Origin of the sequence: Streptomyces sp. NPDC058246 (assembly GCF_042881985.1) — a bacterium.
GTDB lineage: Bacteria > Actinomycetota > Actinomycetes > Streptomycetales > Streptomycetaceae > Streptomyces.
On record NZ_JBHVWZ010000004.1, the window covers coordinates 389,568 to 407,085 of the forward strand.

Consider the following 17,518-nt stretch of genomic DNA (forward strand, 5'->3'; position numbering starts at 1 on the left):
ATGCAGGTAGTACGGCAGCGTCGGAGTAACGAGAAGGAACAGATCAACCTTTTTGGTAGACGCGTCGGCCGCCGGACCACTCTGGTAACGACGGGCATCGCTGTCGCCCTCGCCGTCACGGGCACCGCAGTTGCCTCGACGAGCCAGTTCGGCACCCAGCAGGTCGGCCAGGTCACCGCCAACGGCCAGGTCATCTCGAGCGACCAGTACATCGCCCCGTACGGCAGCCGCACCGTCATCAACAACGGCAAGATCATGTCATCCTCGGTCAGCCCGGACGGCAGCCATCTCGCGGCCTCGATCGCCGACGGTGACGCGTCGCTGGTCGTCATGGACCTCAAGACCGGGCAGGTGAAGCAGCGCGTCGGCATCGCCTCGACGGACGACCTGCGCATCACGAGCGGCGCCGTCGGCCAGGAGGCCCCGGCGTACTCGCCCGATGGCTCGCAGCTGTGGCTGGGCCAGAGCGACGGCTACACCAAGTTCACCGTGAACCCGGACGGCACCCTCTCCAACCCGACGGCCATCTCGATCCCGGCCGACGGTTCCAAGCACGCACTGGTGGGCGCGGCGGTGTTCTCGGCCGACGGCTCCACCGTGTTCTCCGCGGTCAACGGCCAGAACCGGGTGGTCGCCATCGACGCGGCGACCGGGACCGTCAAGCAGAGCTGGGCCGTGGGCAACGCGCCCCGTGGCGTCGCCATGGTCGGCAACAAGCTCTACGTCAGCAACGAGGGCGGGCGTCCGGCCAAGGCCGGCGACACCACGATCAACTCCTACGGCACCCAGGTGCCGGCCAACCCGGAGACCGGTGCCACCACCACCGGCACCGTCAGTGTCATCGACCTGGCGGACCCGGCTGCACCCGTCGGAAGCATCGACGTCGGTCTGCACCCGACCGCCCTGTACGCCAAGAACGGGGCGGTGTTCGTCACCAACACCGCCGACAACAATGTGTCGGTCATCGACACACGCAAGAACAAGGTCGTGCAGACCATCGCCACCCAGCCGTGGCCGGAGGCGTCGGTGGGCTACGAGCCCAACGCGGTGACGCTCACCGACGACGGTCGCCTGCTGGTGACGCTCGGCCGCGCCAACGCCGTCGCCGTCTACCGGTACAAGTCCCCGCAGGAGCCGGCCAGCTACGTCGGCCTGCTCCCGACGGACTACTTCCCCGCGGAGATCACCACCGTGGGCAAGAACGTGGTCGTCTCCAACACCCGTGGTATCGACGCCCGCCGCCCCACCAACAAGGCCCAGCACGGCACCCACGACACGACGTCGAGCCTGACGCAGTTCACGCTGCCGGACGACAGCGTCATCAGGTCCGAGACGAGCAAGGTCTTCAAACAGAACGGCTGGACCGGCGGCTCGGTCTCGCTGGACAAGGGCAAGGGCAACAAGAAGCCGGCGCCGGTCCCGGCGCGGCTCGGCGCCCCCTCGACGATCAAGCACGTCTTCATGATCGTCAAGGAGAACCGGACCTACGACCAGGTCTTCGGTGACATGCCGCAGGGCAACGGCGACCCGTCGGTGACGCAGTTCGGCGAGAACGTGACGCCGAACCAGCACGCGCTGGCCTCGCAGTTCGGGCTGTACGACAACACGTACGACATCGGCACGAACTCCGCTGAAGGGCACAACTGGCTGATGCAGGCTGACGACCCGGAGTACACCGAGTCCTCGGCCGGTGAGTACACGCGCAGCTACGACACCGAGGACGACGCGCTCGGCCACCAGAAGTCCGGCTTCATCTGGACCGGTGCGCAGGCGGCCGGGAAGTCCGTCAAGGACTTCGGCGAGTTCCAGTCGTTCGAGAGCAAGCCGGCCGGCGCGTCCTGGCAGAACCTGTACTGCGACACCAAGAACATGCAGGCGACCGGGCAGAAGACCGCCTACCCCATCCAAACGGGCTCGGCGATCCCGTCGCTCAACAAGGTGTCGGTGCCCGGCTTCCCGCTGTTCGACACCAGCGTCCCGGACATCTACAAGGAGCAGATCTGGAAGCAGGACTTCGAGAAGAACGGTCCGGCGAACCTGAACATGTTCTGGCTCTCCAACGACCACACCGGTGGTCCGGCGAACGCGGCCGCTCAGGTCGCGGACAATGACCTCGCCGTCGGCCGGATGGTTGACGAGATCTCGCACAGCAAGTACTGGAAGGACTCGGCGATCTTCGTCGTCGAGGACGACTCCCAGGCCGGCCTCGACCACGTCGACGGCCACCGTGCCCCGATACAGATCATCAGCCCCTGGGCCCAGCACGGCACCGTCGACAACCACTACTACTCCCAGATCACGATGATCCGCACCATCGAGCAGATCCTCGGGATCCACCCGATGAACCAGAAGGACAGCGCGGCCACCCCGATGACCGGGGCGTTCACCAAGACGGCGGACTACACACCGTTCACGGCACTGCCCAACCGGACGTCGCTGACCGACGGTCTGAAGACTCCGCCTGCCTGCGGCCTGGACACCCCGGCGCCACAGAACCCCAGTGCGGCGGCCGTGCCGTCGGCGAAGGTGCCGGCGGACAAGCAGGCGGTCGCGGCGAAGTGGGAGGACTGGAAGTCGCACCAGCGGCTGACCGGCCCCCACGCCATTCCCGACTTCGCGAACCCCGCGCAGATGAACCACTTCACGTGGTACCAGACGCACGAGTGGACGAAGCCGTACCCCGGCGAGGACAAGATCTTCGCGCCGCAGGACGTGCCGGGCGCCTACATCCCGTCGTCGGAGTCCGACGGCTGACCCAGGCTGACCGCATCAAGGGGCGGGGCCCCTGGCCGGCGTCACCGCTGTCCAGGGGCCCTCTTCTGTCCCTTGTGCGGCACATCCAGGATGTGGACTCGGAAACTCGGACGATCGATGTCCGCTCGAGCGGAGGGCTGACCACCTGAGATCGGCCGGACCGTACGCTTCCTGGACCGCAGGCGGGATCGGGTGCTGCGCCGCCGCGGAACACTGGTGGCGAGAAGCGGTCACGGCGACGACGCCATCAGGCCCGCGCCCGGGCCTGTCACTACCACCGGCAGGCCGCCCAGCAGTCATGGAGCCGCGGTCTACGGCTGGAGCAGTAGGCAGCCTGACGGCAGCCGCCGCGAATCCCCGACCGATCCCGGCACACCGACCGATTCCTCTCGGAGCTGATCGGAGTCTTCATATTGAGGGCCGGAACGTCCGACCCCGAGGACGGAGACCATCATGCGCAAGCTCATCGCGGGGGCATTCGTCACGCTTGACGGCGTGGCCCAGGATCCTGGTGGATTCAGCGAGATCGAACGCGGCGGCTGGGCACTGGACTATTTCGACGACATCTCGCGGCAGCGGGCCACCGACGCTCTCTTGGCGAGCGACACCTTCCTGCTGGGGCGGGCGACCTTTGAGATCATCGAGAAGGCGTGGTCGGGCAATACGGGGCCGTATGCCGAGGCGATGAACAACATTCCCAAGCTCGTCGTGACGAGGACGCTGCGCGGCCCGTTGCCCTGGAACGCCGTCGCCCTCACCGGCGAAGCGGCGCAGACGGTCGCGAAGCTCAAGCAGGAGCCCGGCGGCAGCATCGTCATGTACGGCAGCTCCACGCTGATGCGAACCCTGCTCCAGCACAACCTGATCGACGAGCTGAACCTCGGCGTCCACCCCCTTCTCGTCGGCGAGGGAAAGCGGCTCTTCGACAGCGCGGTGCCGGGCTCGCTGCGGTTCGTGTCCGCAACGGCGGGTGCCACAGGAGTCGTCACGCTCACCTACGCCCCGTAGGGTCGATCGGGATGGGTGACTTCGCGACGGACACGGAACCCTACCGGCGTGAGCTGCTGGGGCACTGCTATCGCATGCTGGGATCGGTGGACGACGCCGAGGACGTGGTCCAGGAGACCTACCTGCGTGCCTGGCGTTCGTACGAGGCGTTCCAGGGCAGGTCGTCGGTGCGCACGTGGCTCCACCGGATCGCCACCAACGCGTGCCTTTCCGCGTTGTCGCACCGCAGTAGGCGCTTCCTGCCGTCGGGCCTCGGCGGACCCGCCGACGACCCCATGAACCCGCCGGTCGCTACGGAAGCGCAGTGGGTTCAGCCCATTCCCGACTCGATGCTCGACCCGGCAGCCATCGTCGTGGCCCGCGACAGCCTGCGGATCGCGCTGATCGCCACGCTCCAGCAGTTGCCGGGCCGCCAGCGGGCGGTGTTCATCCTGCGCGACGTCCTGGCGTGGCCCGCGTCGGACGTCGCGCAGGTGATGGGCAGCAGCACGGCAGCGGTCAAGAGCACGCTGCAGCGCGCACGTGCGCGGTTGGAACAGGCGCCTCCTGACGTCGAGGAAGCGGTCGAGCCCGGCGAGCTGAGCGCCGTCCTCGCCCACTACATCGCCGCAGTCGAAGAGGCCGACGGCGCGGCGCTCGAACAGCTACTGCGTGTCGATGCCAGGGTCGAGGCGACGCCTTGGCGCACCTGGTTCTCCGGCCGTGCCACCTGCGTGCCCTATCTCGTGCAGCAGGTCCTGGGCTCGCCGGGCACGTGGCGATTGATGCCGACCAGCGCGAACGGGCAGCCCGCGGCGGTCGGCTACCTCGATGGCCAGGCCTACGGCATCCTCCTGCTCACCGTGACCCCGTCGGGCATCGCGAGAATCAACGCGTTCGGGGATCCGGGGCTCGTCAAGCGGTTCGGCTTCCCTATGTCCGTGTGAGCGTGAAGGCCCGCAGGTCGACTTCTGGGTGAGCTTGAGCTCACGGCGGCCATCCGAGAAGTCGGCCCGGCGCGGCCGCAGAACGGGTTCCTTTCACATAGCGGCTATGCGCAGCTGGCCCTTGGCCTGCTGATTCAAGCGTGTGCGCCGTGGGTGCTCTGGTCGCCAGGGTGGAGTGGTGGCGCGGCTACCGTGGGTGCCCGGCGTAGGTCAGGTGCGTCACCCGCGACGACGGCTCCGAACGGACCTGCTCCAGCGCGACCCTGGACGCGTCCACACCGTCGAACAGGCGGGTGCCGGCGCCGAAAAGCACCGGTGACAGCGTGATCGAGAACTCGTCGACCAGGCCGGCGTTCAGGTACTCCAGGATCGTCGCGCCGCCGCCGACGATGCGGACGTCGCGGTCGCCGGCGGCCTCGCGTGCCTGGTCGAGGGCGTGCTCGATGCCGTCGTTGACGAAGTGGAACGTGGTGCCGCCGGGCCGCTCCCACGGGTCACACTTCTCGTGCGTCACGACGAAGACCGGGGTGTGGAAGGGCGCCTCCTCTGCATAGCGAATGAGCATGTTCGCCCTGAATCCCGGCAACGACGGCTGGAAGACGCGCAGGCTGAAGGCCACAAGAGAGGCTCAAGGGAGACGGCTCCCCACCTCGCCGTCTCGGAGCATGCTCAGTCGAGACAGAACTCGTTGCCCTCGATGTCCTGCATCACCAGGCACGACTCGTTGTCGTCATCGGCAGGCAGTAGTCGCTCGCGTACCGCGCCGAGCGCGACCAGTCGTGCGCATTCGGCCTCAAGCGTGGCCAGGCGCTCTTCACCCACGAGTCCGGTGGCGACCCGCACGTCCAGATGCAGCCGATTCTTGACCACCTTGCCTTCGGGAACGCGCTGAAAGAACAGTCGCGGACCCACACCGGAGGGATCGACGCATGCGAACCATGAACCCTGATCTTCAGGAGGCTGCGAGCGGCCGAAATCGTCCCAAGTGGCGAACCCCTCCGGTGGAGGCGGCACGACGTACCCCAACACCTCGCACCAAAAGCGAGCGACGCGCTCAGGTTCTGCGCAGTCGAAGGTGACTTGGAACTGCTTGATCGATGACATCGGCGCACCATAGCAGGGAGGATCTGTCGCTCATTTCCCGGTGAGGATCGGCAAGTTGTCGGGAGGACGGCCGCTGCCGGCCGCTGCTGGCCGCTGCTGTGTCGGGCGGTCGCTGGGGGTGAACCGATGCCGCTGCCTCCAAGGGTTTGCCCGCCGCTCCGGACCAGATCGCGCCCACGGCCCTCGCCGCGTTTCCCGCCGGCAGCTGCCGATCACCCTCATCCCGCAGGTGAGTTACGGGACAGCCTTCAGGTGCTGTGCCGGAACGCTGGTGAAGTGTTGCTATTCGAAAGCTGCGGCATTCCTTGAGGGGACGGTGCTCACATGGTGCGATCTGGTCCACGGCGCCAGCGGGCGGCGATCACGGCCAAGGTGAGCGTTGTCGCGTGGAAAGCGAACCGGTCGCCGATGCACTTGCGGGGTCCCGCGCCGAAGGGGATGTACGCCTCCCGCAGCGGTGGCGGAGTGTGGCCGGATTCCCATCGGTCCGGGGCGAAGCGACCGGGGTCTGTGCAGAGGTCGGTTCGGCGGTGGAGGAGGTAGGGGCTGTAGACGGTCGAGGTGGCGCAGCGGGCGCTCGAAGGCCAGCCGGCTGCCGCCCTGCGCCAGATCGCCACGTCCTCCCGCCGCCCGCAAACGCACGTACGGTCTCGACACCCGGTCGTTGACCTGCGCCCATTCGGTGCCGCCCAGCGCGCGGGCTGGGCCCGCACCGCGTCAAGGTGGCGGTGTGGCACTGATCGAGGTCTCGGCTGGGTGTAGCAGCCGATGACGCCGGCCCGCCGGCTCCTAAAGGACCCCGATTCGGCGGTGCGCACCGAGTCTTGAGACACGTTTTACGCGACGCGTGCAACCGTGGCAACGTCGTTGCTGTCTGACAGGGAGTCGGGCCCCGTCAGGGCCGAAGAGCGAGAGAGCGGGGCAGGACGTGGGACGGCGCAAGGGCAGCATAGGGATCGCACTCGTCACGGGTGTGATGCTGGTGGGCGCGAGTGCCTGCGGCGGGGGCGGCAGTGACACGGCGAGCGGGGGCGACGCAAAGGCGTCGGGGAAGCCGGGTGCGAGCGCCTCTCCGTCACCGACGAAACCCGCGGGCCCGCCGATGCTGTTGGACACGATCACCCCACAGACGGGAACCACGGTCGGCGTGGCCATGCCGATCTCGGTGGTCTTCACGAACCCGGTGGCTGCCAAGGCACGGGCCACGGTGGAGCAGCACATGAAGGTGAGCGCCTCGCAGCCGGTGGTCGGCGCCTGGCACTGGTTCGGCGACAGGCGCGCCGACTGGCGACCGAAGACGTACTGGCCCTCCGGCACGAAGGTGAAGATCGACGCCGACGTGAAGGGCATCAGCAACGGCAACGGACGCTACGGCGTGCACAACTACACGCACTCCTTCACGATCGGCGACGACGTGCGCGCGGATGTCTCGGTGACCGGGCACACCATGAAGGTGACCCGAAACGGCAAGGCGGTACGCACCCTGTCGATCAATGCGGGTAGCGCACAGTATCCGACGTGGAACGGCACGATGGCCGTCATCGACAAGCAGGAGAAGGTCCACATGACCTCCTGCAGCGTTGGCATCAGCTGCCAAAAGGGCAGCCCCAACTACTACGACCTGACGCTGCCCTGGGACGTCCACCTGACCCAGTCCGGCACGTACGTGCACTATTCGACCGGCGACCCCACCCCGGGCAGCGGCAGCGCCCGCGGCTCGCACGGCTGCGTCCACCTGTCCATCTCGGACGCCAAGTGGTTCTACGGCCAGGTCAAGCAGGGCGACCCCGTCACCATCACCGGCTCGCCCCGTGCCAAGGCCCCGGCAGACAACGGCTACGCCGACTTCAACCTGGGATGGGACGAGTGGCTCGTGGGCAGCGCCTCCGGGAAGGAGACGACCGCGACGCTGTGATGCGCTGCGGTGGCCGCGCCGATCCGCACTCGATGGTCGGCGCTCAGCCGATGGCTGACGTTCCTTTCAGTCGAGGTGGCTGGGGGCCTGGTACGCAAGGAACACGCTGTCCCGTGCTGCGGACAGCAGGCCCTCGCCCTCGGTGACGAGCCGGTGGGCGCGGCCGGTGTCGCCGAGGTCCAGGAGTGCCTGGCCTGAGGTCACGGCGACGTCTGCCCTTATGCGGTCTGTCCAGCTGTCCCAACCTGCGAATGTTGCAAGGCTTTGCTGCTGCCTGGCCGCGTGACGGAGCCGCGGACCCGGCAGCAGCAGACGGATCGGTGGCGGTGACGGCTTCGGCGCGTCTTCGTCGAAGGCGCCGACAGGGCGCGGCGACAGCCGCGCCGAGGGAGGCCGCAATGGCAGGGAGGGTAAGGAGGCACTGCCCTCCGCCGCCCGGTTCCAGGGCGCTGAAACCATCCTGAATGCGCGTTGAATGCGCCCTGCCGCAATCTCTGCGGCATGACGACAACGACATCGCACTCACCCGCCATCGCGGCCAAGGGGCTGCGCAAGGCCTACGGGGACAAGACAGTCCTCGACGGCATCGACCTGACAGTGCCGGCCGGCACCGTCTTCTCTCTGCTCGGCCCGAACGGTGCCGGCAAGACCACCGCCGTCAAGATCCTCTCCACCCTCATCACCGCCGACGCCGGCGACCTGCACGTCGGCGGCCACGACCTGGCCGCCGACCCGCAGGCCGTGCGGGCCGCGATCGGCGTCACCGGGCAGTTCTCCGCCGTCGACGGCCTGATCACGGGCGAGGAGAACATGCTCCTCATGGCGGACCTGCACCACCTCTCCCGCAGCGAGGGCCGCCGCACCGCCACCGAGCTGCTGGAGCGCTTCGACCTCACCGAGGCCGCGAAGAAGCCCGCCTCCACCTACTCGGGTGGGATGAAGCGCCGCCTCGACCTGGCCATGACGCTGGTCGGCAACCCGCGGATCATCTTCCTCGACGAGCCGACCACCGGCCTCGACCCGCGCAGCCGCCACAACATGTGGGGGATCATCCGCGAGCTGGTCTCCGGTGGCGTCACCGTCTTCCTCACCACCCAGTACCTGGATGAGGCCGACGAACTCGCCGACCGCATCGCGGTGCTGAGCGACGGCAAGATCGCCGCCGAGGGCACCGCCGACGAGCTGAAGCGGATCGTCCCGGGCGGGCACGTGCGGCTGCGGTTCTCCGACCCGTCCGCGTACCGGTCCGCCGCCGTCGCCCTGCGCGAGGTCACCCGGGACGACGAGGCGCTGTCGCTGCAGATCCCCAGCGACGGCAGCCAGCGCGAGCTGCGCGCCATCCTCGACTGGCTGGACGCGGCCGGCATCGAGGCGGACGAGCTCACCGTGCACACCCCCGACCTCGACGACGTGTTCTTCGCCCTGACCGGCGGCACCAAGGTCCCCGACCAGCCCAAGGAGAATGTCCGATGAGCGCCCTCTCTCTCGCCGTACGCGACTCGTCCACGATGCTGCGCCGCAACCTGCTGCACGCGCGCCGCTACCCCTCACTCACCCTGAACCTGCTGCTCACGCCGATCATGCTGCTGCTGCTCTTCGTCTACATCTTTGGAGACGTGATGAGCGCGGGCATCGGTGGCGGCGGCGCGGACCGCTCCGACTACATCGCCTACATCGTCCCGGGCATCCTGATGATGACCATCGGCGGCACCGTGATCGGGGCCGCGGTGTCCGTCGCCACCGATATGAACGAGGGCATCATCGCCCGCTTCCGGACGCTGGCGATCCACCGCGGGTCCGTGCTCGTCGGGCACGTCGTCGGCAGCGTGATCCAGTGCGTCGCCAGCGTGGTCCTCGTCGGCGCCGTCGCCGTGGCCATCGGCTTCCGGTCCACGGACGCCACGGCCCTGGAGTGGCTGGCGGCGTTCGGGCTGCTCGCGCTGTTCTCCCTGGCGCTCACCTGGATCGCGGTCGGCATGGGCATGGCCAGCCCGAACGCCGAGGCCGCCAGCAACAGTGCTCAGCCGCTGATCCTCCTCCCGCTCATCTCGAGCGCCTTCATCCCGGCCGACACGATGCCGGGCTGGTTCCAGCCGATCGCCGAGTACCAGCCCTTCACGCCGGCCATCGAGACCCTCCGCGGCCTGCTGCTCGGCACCGAGATCGGCAACAACTGGTGGATCGCCATCGCCTGGTGCGTCGGTCTGACCGTGCTCGGCTACCGCTGGTCGACGGCGTCGTTCAACCGCGACCCGAAGTAACCGCCATGACAGCGCGGGCTGCCTCCCGCAACTCGTCCCGCCCCAGGGCGGCGTACTCCGACACCGCGTCGGCATACGCCGCCCCGTCGGCGTCCTCGGCCGCCTTCCGGGCGCGGTCCGCCGACATCGTCGGCTGGAACTCCCGCATCACCCGCAGCCGTTCGGCCAGCACGATCATCCGTACGGCAGCGGTGTCGCCGGACGCGAGTCCCGCCATGCCGAGGGCGTGCAGCATCGTCCCGAACAAGGGGAGCTCGGAGGGCGAGCCGACCGGATCGGAGAGGAGCGTCCGCAGCCGCCGGCGCAGCCGGTCGACCACCTCCGCGACCAGACCGAGTCGGCCGGCGTGCGCGTGCGCCGTCACTGCCACCGACTGGATCAGGAAGGCCCACGGGTCGAGCCAGGCGTCGTCGCCGCGCATCGAGCCGGCCGCGAGCATGCGCTCCACGACGCCGCGCCACAGGCCGAGCCCGACCTCCGTCAGTCCGCGGGCGAGCGCGATCTCGGCGCGCCCGCAGAGGTCCGGCCGGTAGAAGTCGTCCTGCTGCGGGGTGTTGTCGCTCTCCGCCTGCCGCAGCCAGTACTCGGCCTCGTCGGGGTCGCCGCGCTGCAGACAGGCGAGGACGAGGAGCGAGCGGATGCCGATGTAGTCGTGCCCGTCGCCGAGCCGCGGCAGCACGTCGAGCGACGTTTTGAGGTGCTTGTACGCCTCCTCGCCCTGCCCCGTCCGCAGGCACAGCTCGCTCAGCCGGGAATGCACCATGAGCTGCACGGAAGGATTGTCGACCGGCGCCAGTCCGACGACCGTCCGGCGGGCCGAGGCGAGCGCGCGGTCGATGTCGTGCTCGAACTCCCAGACGTAGCAGGCGAGGCACTCGGCGATGCCGGAGAGCAGCGGCTGCTCACTGTCGCAGAGTCCGCGCAGCACGGCGTAGTCGGGAGGCCGTATCTCGGGGACCGCGCTCAGCACGACCGCGGTGGCGCGCATCAGCGTGTCCGGCGGGGCCGGGGGCAGCCGCCGGAGGGTGACAAGCTGGCGTACGGCGCGCGGGCCGGGGCCCATGAACACGGTCACCGTGCCCAACACCGCGGCGGTGCGGGCGACTTCGACGTATTCGGGCTCGGGGTGGTAGTGCGACAGCGGTGGACCGGTGTCCGCGGCGAGGGCCGCGAGGCGGGGAAAGTTGGATTCGGTGGACCACAGAGCGGCGAGGACGGCGGTGAGGGCGGCGATGGCGGGACCGTCCGTACGGGCCAGGGCGTGCCGCAGGGCCGCCACGAGGTTGTCCTGCTCGGCCCTGATCCGCGCCCAGGCTGCCGGCGGCTCCGAGCCGAAGAGCGCGTCGTGGTACGCGACCCCGAAGTCCCGTGTCCAGGCGAGGAATTGGCCGACGGCCTCCTCGTCCTCGCCCGCCTCCGCACGTCGCGCCGCGCTGAACTCCCGTACGGTTTCCAGCATCCGGAACCGCACACCGGCCGGGGTGTCGGCGACGGTGAGCAGGGACTGATCGGCCACCTGCTCCAGCAGAAGCAGTGCGTCCTCGCCGAGCACCCGCTCCGCCGCCTCGCCGGAGAAGCCGCCGGGGAAGACGGACAGCGTACGCAGCGCCGCCCTGGCGTCCTCGGAGAGCAGGTTCCAGCTCCACTCCACGACCGCGTGCAGCGTGCGATGGCGCTCCGGCACGCCCCGCACCCCGCCGCGCAGCAGCGCGAACCGGTCGCCGAGGCGGCGGGCGATGTCAGGAACCGAAAGGACCCGCACCCGCGCCGCCGCCAACTCCACGGCGAGCGGCAGCCCGTCGAGGTGGCGGCACAGCTCGGCGACCGCGTCCGGCGGCAGCTCCACGCCGCTCCTGGCGGCCCGGGCCCGCTGCGTGAACAACTCGACCGAGGTGCCGAGACCGAGCTCCGGCAGCGCGTACACCGCCTCCGATGTGAGGCCCAGAGGGGACCGGCTGGTGGCGAGCAGCCGCAGGTCCTTCGAGGACGAGACCAGGGCCTGTACGAGGTCGGCGGCGCCCCGGATGACCTGCTCGCAGTTGTCGAGAACCAGCAGAGCGGGCCCGGAGCCGAGCACGCCGAGGATGCCGGACACCGGGTCGTGGCCGCTCATGGCGCCGGGCCGCCCGTCGCCCGCGCCGAGCGCGGAGGCCACCTCCGCGGCCACGTCCTCGTCCGCGGTGACGCCGGCGAGCGGCACGAAATACACCACGCGCTGCTCGGCCCGGCGGCTGACGGCGTGCGCGAGCCGGGTCTTGCCGAGGCCGCCGGGGCCGACGACGGTGACGGCGCGGGAGGCGCGCAGCAGCCGCTCCACCGCCGCGATGTCCTCGTCCCGGCCGAGGAGCTGGTTCGGCTCGTGCGGCACGCCATGCCTGACCGCAGGTGCCTCGCCGCGCAGCAACTCCTGTTGTACGGCCTTGAGTCCGGCGCCCGGATCCGTGCCGAGCGTCTCGCGCAGCTCACGGCGGTACGCCTCGTACCGCGTCAGCGCGGCGGACGGGCCCGCCGTGGCCGCCTCGCCGCGCAGCAGCTCGGCGAGCAATTCCTCGTCGCGAGGATGCTCCGAGGCGGCCACGGCCAGCGGCCCGGCGGCCTCCGCATGCCGTCCCAGGCGAGCGAGCGCGAGCGCCTGCGCGCGTACGAGCGTGTCGCGGACGGGGGCGCGCTCGGTGCGCAACGCGGCTACGGGGTCGTCGGTGCCGTCGGCCCCGTCAGGAGTGCCCTCCCACAGCGCGAGTCCGGCCTCGGCCGCGGCCAGCGATCCCGCGTAGTCCCCGGCCCTGGCCCGGTCCGCGCTCGTGGCGGCGTGCAGCAGCAGGGCGGAGCTGTCGACCTGGTCCTCGGCGAGGGTGAGCCGGTATCCGGTCGGCGTGCTCGCGAGGACGTCGGCGCCCAGCTGCGCCCGCGCCCTGGACACGAGGACCTGCACCGCCTTTCCCGGCCGCTCCGGCAACTCGTCCGGCCACAGCCCGGCCACAAGCCGCTCGGTGCTGCAGCCCGTGCGCACGTCGCCCGCGAGCAGCGCGAGGAGACCGCGGAGCCGCGGCGCGGTGACCTCCTGTCCGCGATAGGCGACACGCGGCAGCAGGGTCAGGTCGGTGGTCATCCGTGCAGAATAGCCACGGCGCCGGCCGCCGGAACTCCCGCCGTGGGCCGAACTCCCGCTGCGCGGGCGGGCTCTCGCCCAACGCGCGCCCGCCGCCCGGGCGCCGGGCGCACAGCCGCGCCGACCGTTCCTGTACCCGGGCCAACCGATCCCGCCGCCGTGCCTGCAGCCCTGCCCGCAGCCTGTGCCGCTGCGCGTCGGCCAACTCTGCCCGTAACGGCACGTACCTGCCTCGTTGCGAGCTGCTGACACTGCGGGACTCCAGCGTCTCTAGGCCATTGCGGCGCGCGACCGGTCGTGTAGCTCCAGTAGCCGCAGCAGGTGATGGAGCGGGCAGCCGCCGCCTGCCAGAGGGATACGAGCTGTGCCCGAGGAGTCGGCAACGGTCGCCTTCAAGCCAGCGGTGTCGAGGTCCCCGCACTTCCAAGCCGGGGTCGCGCCGGCGCTCCAGGGAGCCCAGGAGAGTGGCGGCCTCGTCGCCTGCGACGGGAGGCTCAGTTCTGATCGGCGCGTGCGGATCGGTCATGGCCGATGTACCTACTGTCCGGCACGGCGGTGTGGTCAGTCCGGGAAGAAGAACTGGTCGATCATCGCGTTGCGGAATTTTCCTTGCGGGTCGTATTCATCAAGGAGCCCGCGGAAGTCGTCCCATCGAGGATAGAGGCTTGCCACCGTGGCGGGATTCATATGGAACACTTTGCCCCAGTGTGGTCGCGCTCCTAGGGGTCCGAGTGCGTCCTCCACGCGGCCGACCGCCGCTTCCACGGCCACCGGGTCCGGCAGCCAGGTGAAGTGCACGGCCACACTGTCCCGTCCGAAGGCGGGAGACAGCCAGCACCGGTCCTCCGCCACCGAACGCACCTCTACTGTCAGAAGCACCGGAGCGAGGTCCGCTCCGATCCGGGCGACGGCCTCCAGTGCCTGTCCGCCGTCATCGGCGGCCACCAGGTACTCCGACTGGATTTCGTGGCCCGTCGCCGGCGCGAACCCGGCACGGAAGTGTGGCAGCCGCTCAAACCAGCGGCCCCGGGCCCCCAACTGTGGTGTGCAGTTCACTGCTGACTGTCCCGCCACCGGGTGACGGTCTGCTCGGGCCGGTATGGCCCCCGTCCCCGACAGGTCCCACCATCGGTCCCCCACCCGCCGTTTGACCCACACGTCGGCCAGGGGGCCCAGGGGCCAGAAGACCGACACGCTGTAACCAGCGCCCAGCACCTCTCCCAGTCGTTCCACCAGCACGGGGAATGGCAGTCGCTCGAAGACGAATTGTTCCACGGCGAAGCTTTCCACCACCTGCACCACGAGTTCCACCGTCGCGCCGAGCGCGCCGAGTGACACCACCACCCCGTCGAACTGCTCGTCTCCGCGTCCCACACGCCGTAGCCGGCCGTCCCCTGCGACCATCACCACCTCGTGCACCCCGGCCCCTACAGTGCTGTTGTTCCACCCTGATCCGTGTGTCCCTGTCGCGCACGCACCGCCCAGAGAGATGTGGGGCAGTGATCCCAGCACCGGCAAGGCGTACCCCCATGCGTCCACGAGCGGACATACCTGACCGAATGTCAGCCCGCCGCCCACGCGGGCGCCCGTCACCGCGCCGGTAGCGGCCACCACCGGTTCACACACTGACGGCAGGTTCTGCAAAGACACCAGCAGCCCCTGCGTGTCACCCACCCGCGAGAACGAGTGGCCTCGCCCCGCCACCCGCACTCCCCGAGGGCCGGCAGCACGTACGATCCCCTCGACCTCGCCCACCGACGCCGGCGTCACCTTCCTCGACGTGCCGAACACCACGTTCCCGCCCCAGTTCGTCAGGCGTGACATACCCATCACATGAACACCCTGTCGCCGTCAGCGAAATTTCCTACCGGCGGACACACCACCGTCCTTGCCCTCCTCCAACAGCGCTTGGACCTCGGCAAGCGTCCGATCCTTCGTCTCGGGTACGTAGCGGCGCAGGAGCACCAGGAATCCGACGGTGAGAGCGGCGAAGAACAGGAAGGCCGCTCCGACCTTGCTCGGCGAGCCGGGGGTGCCGACCACGACGGGGAACAGCAGTGCCACGAGCAGGTTGGCTGCCCAGTTCGCGGCCGCAGCAGCACCCGCCACCTGCGCCCGGATCTCCGGGCGCAGCACCTCGGCGATGAGGAGCCAGGTGAGAGGGCCCGCGGAGAAGGCAAAACAGATCACGAAGATGAGAACGGCAGCGACGGTCACTGCTCCGCCGACGCTGCCGCCTACCGCCACCAGGCAGATGGCGGACACGGTCAGTGCAGCGGCCATGCCGGCCAGACCCACCGAGAGCAGCGGCCGGCGTCCGTAGCGCCGGATGAGCCACAGGGACGCCACTGAAGCCGCGACGTTGACGATGCCGAAGGACAGGGAGGCGATCTGGGCGCCCAGCCGGCCACCGACGCCCGCTGTGGCGAAGACCAGTGTCGAGTAATAGACGACCGCCCCGATGCCCACGAGAGCGGCCATCAGCCCTGCGCCCACCGCGATGGCGACCGGCAGGCGGTTTTCCCGGTCCAGGATCGCCTGCCAGGTCGTGCGACGTCCGGTCGGACGGCCCCGAGTAGCCCGCAGGAAGGCGTATTCCTGCTCGGCTTCGACAGCAGACCGGGCGGCCCGGAGCACATGGAGTGCCTGATCATCGCGCCCTTGTGCCATCAGGACGCCGGGCGTGAGGGGCAGGAGACGGACGGAGATCAGCAGCACGGCCGCTGGGAGGGCGTTGACGACGAACATCCAGCGCCATTGGTGTGCTGCCGCCTGTTCCAGGCCCAGCAGGAGGGCCGCCAGGATCGCCACGGTGAGGGCAAGCTGGTACACCATCATCACGGAGCCGCGGGCCTGGGCGGAGGCCAGTTCCCCCAGCAGCACCGGCGCGATCGCCGAGGTGACACCGACAGCGAGGCCGAGGATGAAGCGGCCGCCGGCCAGGAACCATGCTGCCGGGGCGACCGCGCACAGCAGCGCTGCGACGATGCCCACGGCGCCGGCTGCGCTGAGCACCGCACGCCGTCCCAGCCGGTCAGTGACCGCTCCCGCCGCGAGGCAGCCGACCAGGCAACCGGCCACGAGGGCACTCACCACGATGCCCTGCTCCACGCTGGAGAGGCGGAATTCGCTCCGCACCTCTTCAAGGGTCTGATTCATCGCCGAGATGGAGTAACCGAACAGGGCTCCGCCGGCCGATGCCACGACCAGCAGACGTTGATGGAGCGTCAGGCGGGTCATCGGGTTCACTCCCCGGACAGGACCAGCTTGACGACGTCGCCCGACAGCGCGTCGAGGGCGGCGTCGGCGTTACGGACCGGGTAGGTGCCGGTGATGAGGTCTTCGAAGGGCAGGGCGCGGTCGGACAGGAGGGCGATTGCCTCGGCGTACGACCGCGGGGGATTGAAAGTGACGCCGAGAATTTTGATGTTGGTCTGGCAGATGTTGCTCGCGGGGTCAACGGAGATGGTGGTGCCAGTGGGGATCACGTTTCCGACTTCCACAACGGTTCCGAGGCGCCGTACGTAGCTCATTGCCTCGGCGAGTGCGGCGGGGTTGTTGGTGGCGTCTACGACGAGGTCGGCGCCGCGTCCGGCGGTGAGATCGAGGATTTTGCGGCGGCGTTGGTCGTCGTCGAGTCGGCTGGTGTCGAGGACCTCGTCGGCGCCGATGCGGCGGCCGGCTGCAAGGCGCCGGGGCCGGGAGCCGGAGACCACGAGCGTGCCGACGCCGCAATGGCGCAGGACGAGAGCGGTGAGGAGCCCTACCGCTCCAAGGCCCAGGACGACTGCGGTGGAGTCCGGTGTGAGGACTTCGTCCCATGCGCCGGAGGGCGTGCGCGTCACATCGACCGAGCGCACCGCGACGGCAAGAGGGTCCAGGAGCGAGGCCACGGTCGGTGGTATGCCGTCGGGTACGCGCCAGAACCAGGTTCCTTCACGGACGATGAGGTGACGGCCGAAGCCGCCGGTCAGCTGGACGGTGCCGGGGTCGGTGCTGTCGGAGGGTGGAGCGCCGATGGCTTCGGGAGGGATGCCGTAGACGAAGGCGTTGGAGCAGGTGGTGGCGCCTGGGCCGAAGCGGTGGCAGCCCCAGCACTGGCCGCAGGGGACCCAGGGAAAGAGTGCGACGGTGTCGCCGACACTGACGGGGGTCCCGGCGGCGTCTTGTCCCGCGAAGGCAGGGCCGGCGGCGGTGATCCTGCCGACGATCTCGTGGCCGAGTACGAGGGGGCGGGCGGGTGTCATGTTGACGAAATGGACGTCGGTGCCGCAGATCCCGTTGGCTACGACGTCCAGCAGGAGTCCGCCGGGTGGCGGGTCGTCCATGGGCAGTTGCCGCCACTGGAGTTCGTGGGGGCCTGTCCAGACCATGGCGCCGGAGGTTTCGCTGCGCGTCATGTGCACCACGCCTTGGGGAGGGCGGACAGGGGATGGGCGGC

The 17,518-nt window shown here is 69.5% G+C and carries 14 protein-coding genes; 6 read left to right on the forward strand and 8 right to left on the reverse strand.

The window, feature by feature from the left end:
• The 3 genes from ACFVXA_RS08970 to ACFVXA_RS08980 all read left to right on the forward strand — a co-directional run bounded on the left by ACFVXA_RS08970 (position 1) and on the right by ACFVXA_RS08980 (position 4,688).
• Positions 1-2,754 (forward strand): bifunctional YncE family protein/alkaline phosphatase family protein, encoded by a 2,754-nt coding sequence (locus tag ACFVXA_RS08970; RefSeq protein ID WP_390024391.1) that lies wholly within the window; start codon positions 1-3, stop codon positions 2,752-2,754.
• 453 nt (positions 2,755-3,207) lie between these two features.
• Positions 3,208-3,762 carry a dihydrofolate reductase family protein gene (locus tag ACFVXA_RS08975; protein ID WP_362025182.1) on the forward strand — a complete coding sequence of 185 codons (555 nt, stop codon included), beginning with the start codon at positions 3,208-3,210 and terminating at the stop codon, positions 3,760-3,762.
• 11 nt (positions 3,763-3,773) lie between these two features.
• Positions 3,774-4,688 (forward strand): RNA polymerase subunit sigma-70, encoded by a 915-nt coding sequence (locus ACFVXA_RS08980; RefSeq protein ID WP_389748791.1) that lies wholly within the window; start codon positions 3,774-3,776, stop codon positions 4,686-4,688.
• A 187-nt stretch (positions 4,689-4,875) separates the two neighbouring features.
• Here the strand turns inward: ACFVXA_RS08980 and ACFVXA_RS08985 are convergent, their stop codons facing one another.
• From ACFVXA_RS08985 to ACFVXA_RS08995, 3 genes are all read right to left on the reverse strand, one after another.
• Entirely contained in the window at positions 4,876-5,253 is a 378-nt protein-coding gene (locus ACFVXA_RS08985) for a dihydrofolate reductase family protein (RefSeq protein ID WP_390024393.1), read from the reverse strand.
• Positions 5,254-5,357: 104 nt separating this feature from the next.
• Positions 5,358-5,792: a VOC family protein gene (locus tag ACFVXA_RS08990; RefSeq protein WP_383747840.1), complete on the reverse strand. Its 435-nt coding sequence runs from the start codon at positions 5,790-5,792 to the stop codon at positions 5,358-5,360.
• A gap of 320 nt (positions 5,793-6,112) precedes the next feature.
• A complete protein-coding gene (locus ACFVXA_RS08995; RefSeq protein WP_390024395.1) occupies positions 6,113-6,625 on the reverse strand; it encodes a cytochrome P450 in 513 nt (170 codons plus the stop codon).
• Between the two features lie 143 nt (positions 6,626-6,768).
• Here ACFVXA_RS08995 and ACFVXA_RS09000 point away from each other — a divergent pair, with 143 nt between their 5' ends.
• Complete coding sequence (locus ACFVXA_RS09000) at positions 6,769-7,707, forward strand: Ig-like domain-containing protein (RefSeq protein WP_390024442.1); 939 nt, start codon at positions 6,769-6,771, stop codon at positions 7,705-7,707.
• Between the two features lie 66 nt (positions 7,708-7,773).
• Here ACFVXA_RS09000 and ACFVXA_RS09005 read toward each other — a convergent pair whose 3' ends face one another.
• Positions 7,774-7,911 (reverse strand): hypothetical protein, encoded by a 138-nt coding sequence (locus ACFVXA_RS09005; RefSeq protein ID WP_383747846.1) that lies wholly within the window; start codon positions 7,909-7,911, stop codon positions 7,774-7,776.
• Between the two features lie 297 nt (positions 7,912-8,208).
• Between ACFVXA_RS09005 and ACFVXA_RS09010 the strand changes: the two genes are divergently transcribed.
• Together ACFVXA_RS09010 and ACFVXA_RS09015 are read left to right on the forward strand one after the other, a co-directional pair.
• A complete protein-coding gene (locus ACFVXA_RS09010) occupies positions 8,209-9,180 on the forward strand; it encodes an ATP-binding cassette domain-containing protein (RefSeq protein WP_362025163.1) in 972 nt (323 codons plus the stop codon).
• Positions 9,177-9,968, forward strand: coding sequence for an ABC transporter permease (locus ACFVXA_RS09015; RefSeq protein WP_362025160.1), 792 nt, complete (start codon positions 9,177-9,179; stop codon positions 9,966-9,968). Before ACFVXA_RS09010 ends, ACFVXA_RS09015 begins: the two co-directional genes overlap by 4 nt.
• On the opposite strand, the gene ACFVXA_RS09020 is transcribed toward ACFVXA_RS09015, so the two are convergent.
• From ACFVXA_RS09020 to ACFVXA_RS09035, 4 genes are all read right to left on the reverse strand, one after another.
• Positions 9,949-13,077 (reverse strand): ATP-binding protein, encoded by a 3,129-nt coding sequence (locus ACFVXA_RS09020; protein ID WP_390024397.1) that lies wholly within the window; start codon positions 13,075-13,077, stop codon positions 9,949-9,951. The genes ACFVXA_RS09015 and ACFVXA_RS09020 overlap by 20 nt on opposite strands.
• Before the next feature lie 561 nt (positions 13,078-13,638).
• The gene (locus ACFVXA_RS09025) at positions 13,639-14,901 is read right to left on the reverse strand and encodes a D-arabinono-1,4-lactone oxidase (protein ID WP_390024399.1); all 1,263 of its coding nucleotides are present in this window, start codon (positions 14,899-14,901) and stop codon (positions 13,639-13,641) included.
• Between the two features lie 27 nt (positions 14,902-14,928).
• Positions 14,929-16,317: a sugar porter family MFS transporter gene (locus ACFVXA_RS09030; protein ID WP_390024401.1), complete on the reverse strand. Its 1,389-nt coding sequence runs from the start codon at positions 16,315-16,317 to the stop codon at positions 14,929-14,931.
• 5 nt (positions 16,318-16,322) lie between these two features.
• The gene (locus ACFVXA_RS09035; RefSeq protein WP_390024403.1) at positions 16,323-17,477 is read right to left on the reverse strand and encodes a zinc-binding dehydrogenase; all 1,155 of its coding nucleotides are present in this window, start codon (positions 17,475-17,477) and stop codon (positions 16,323-16,325) included.
• Positions 17,478-17,518: the final 41 nt, after the last annotated feature.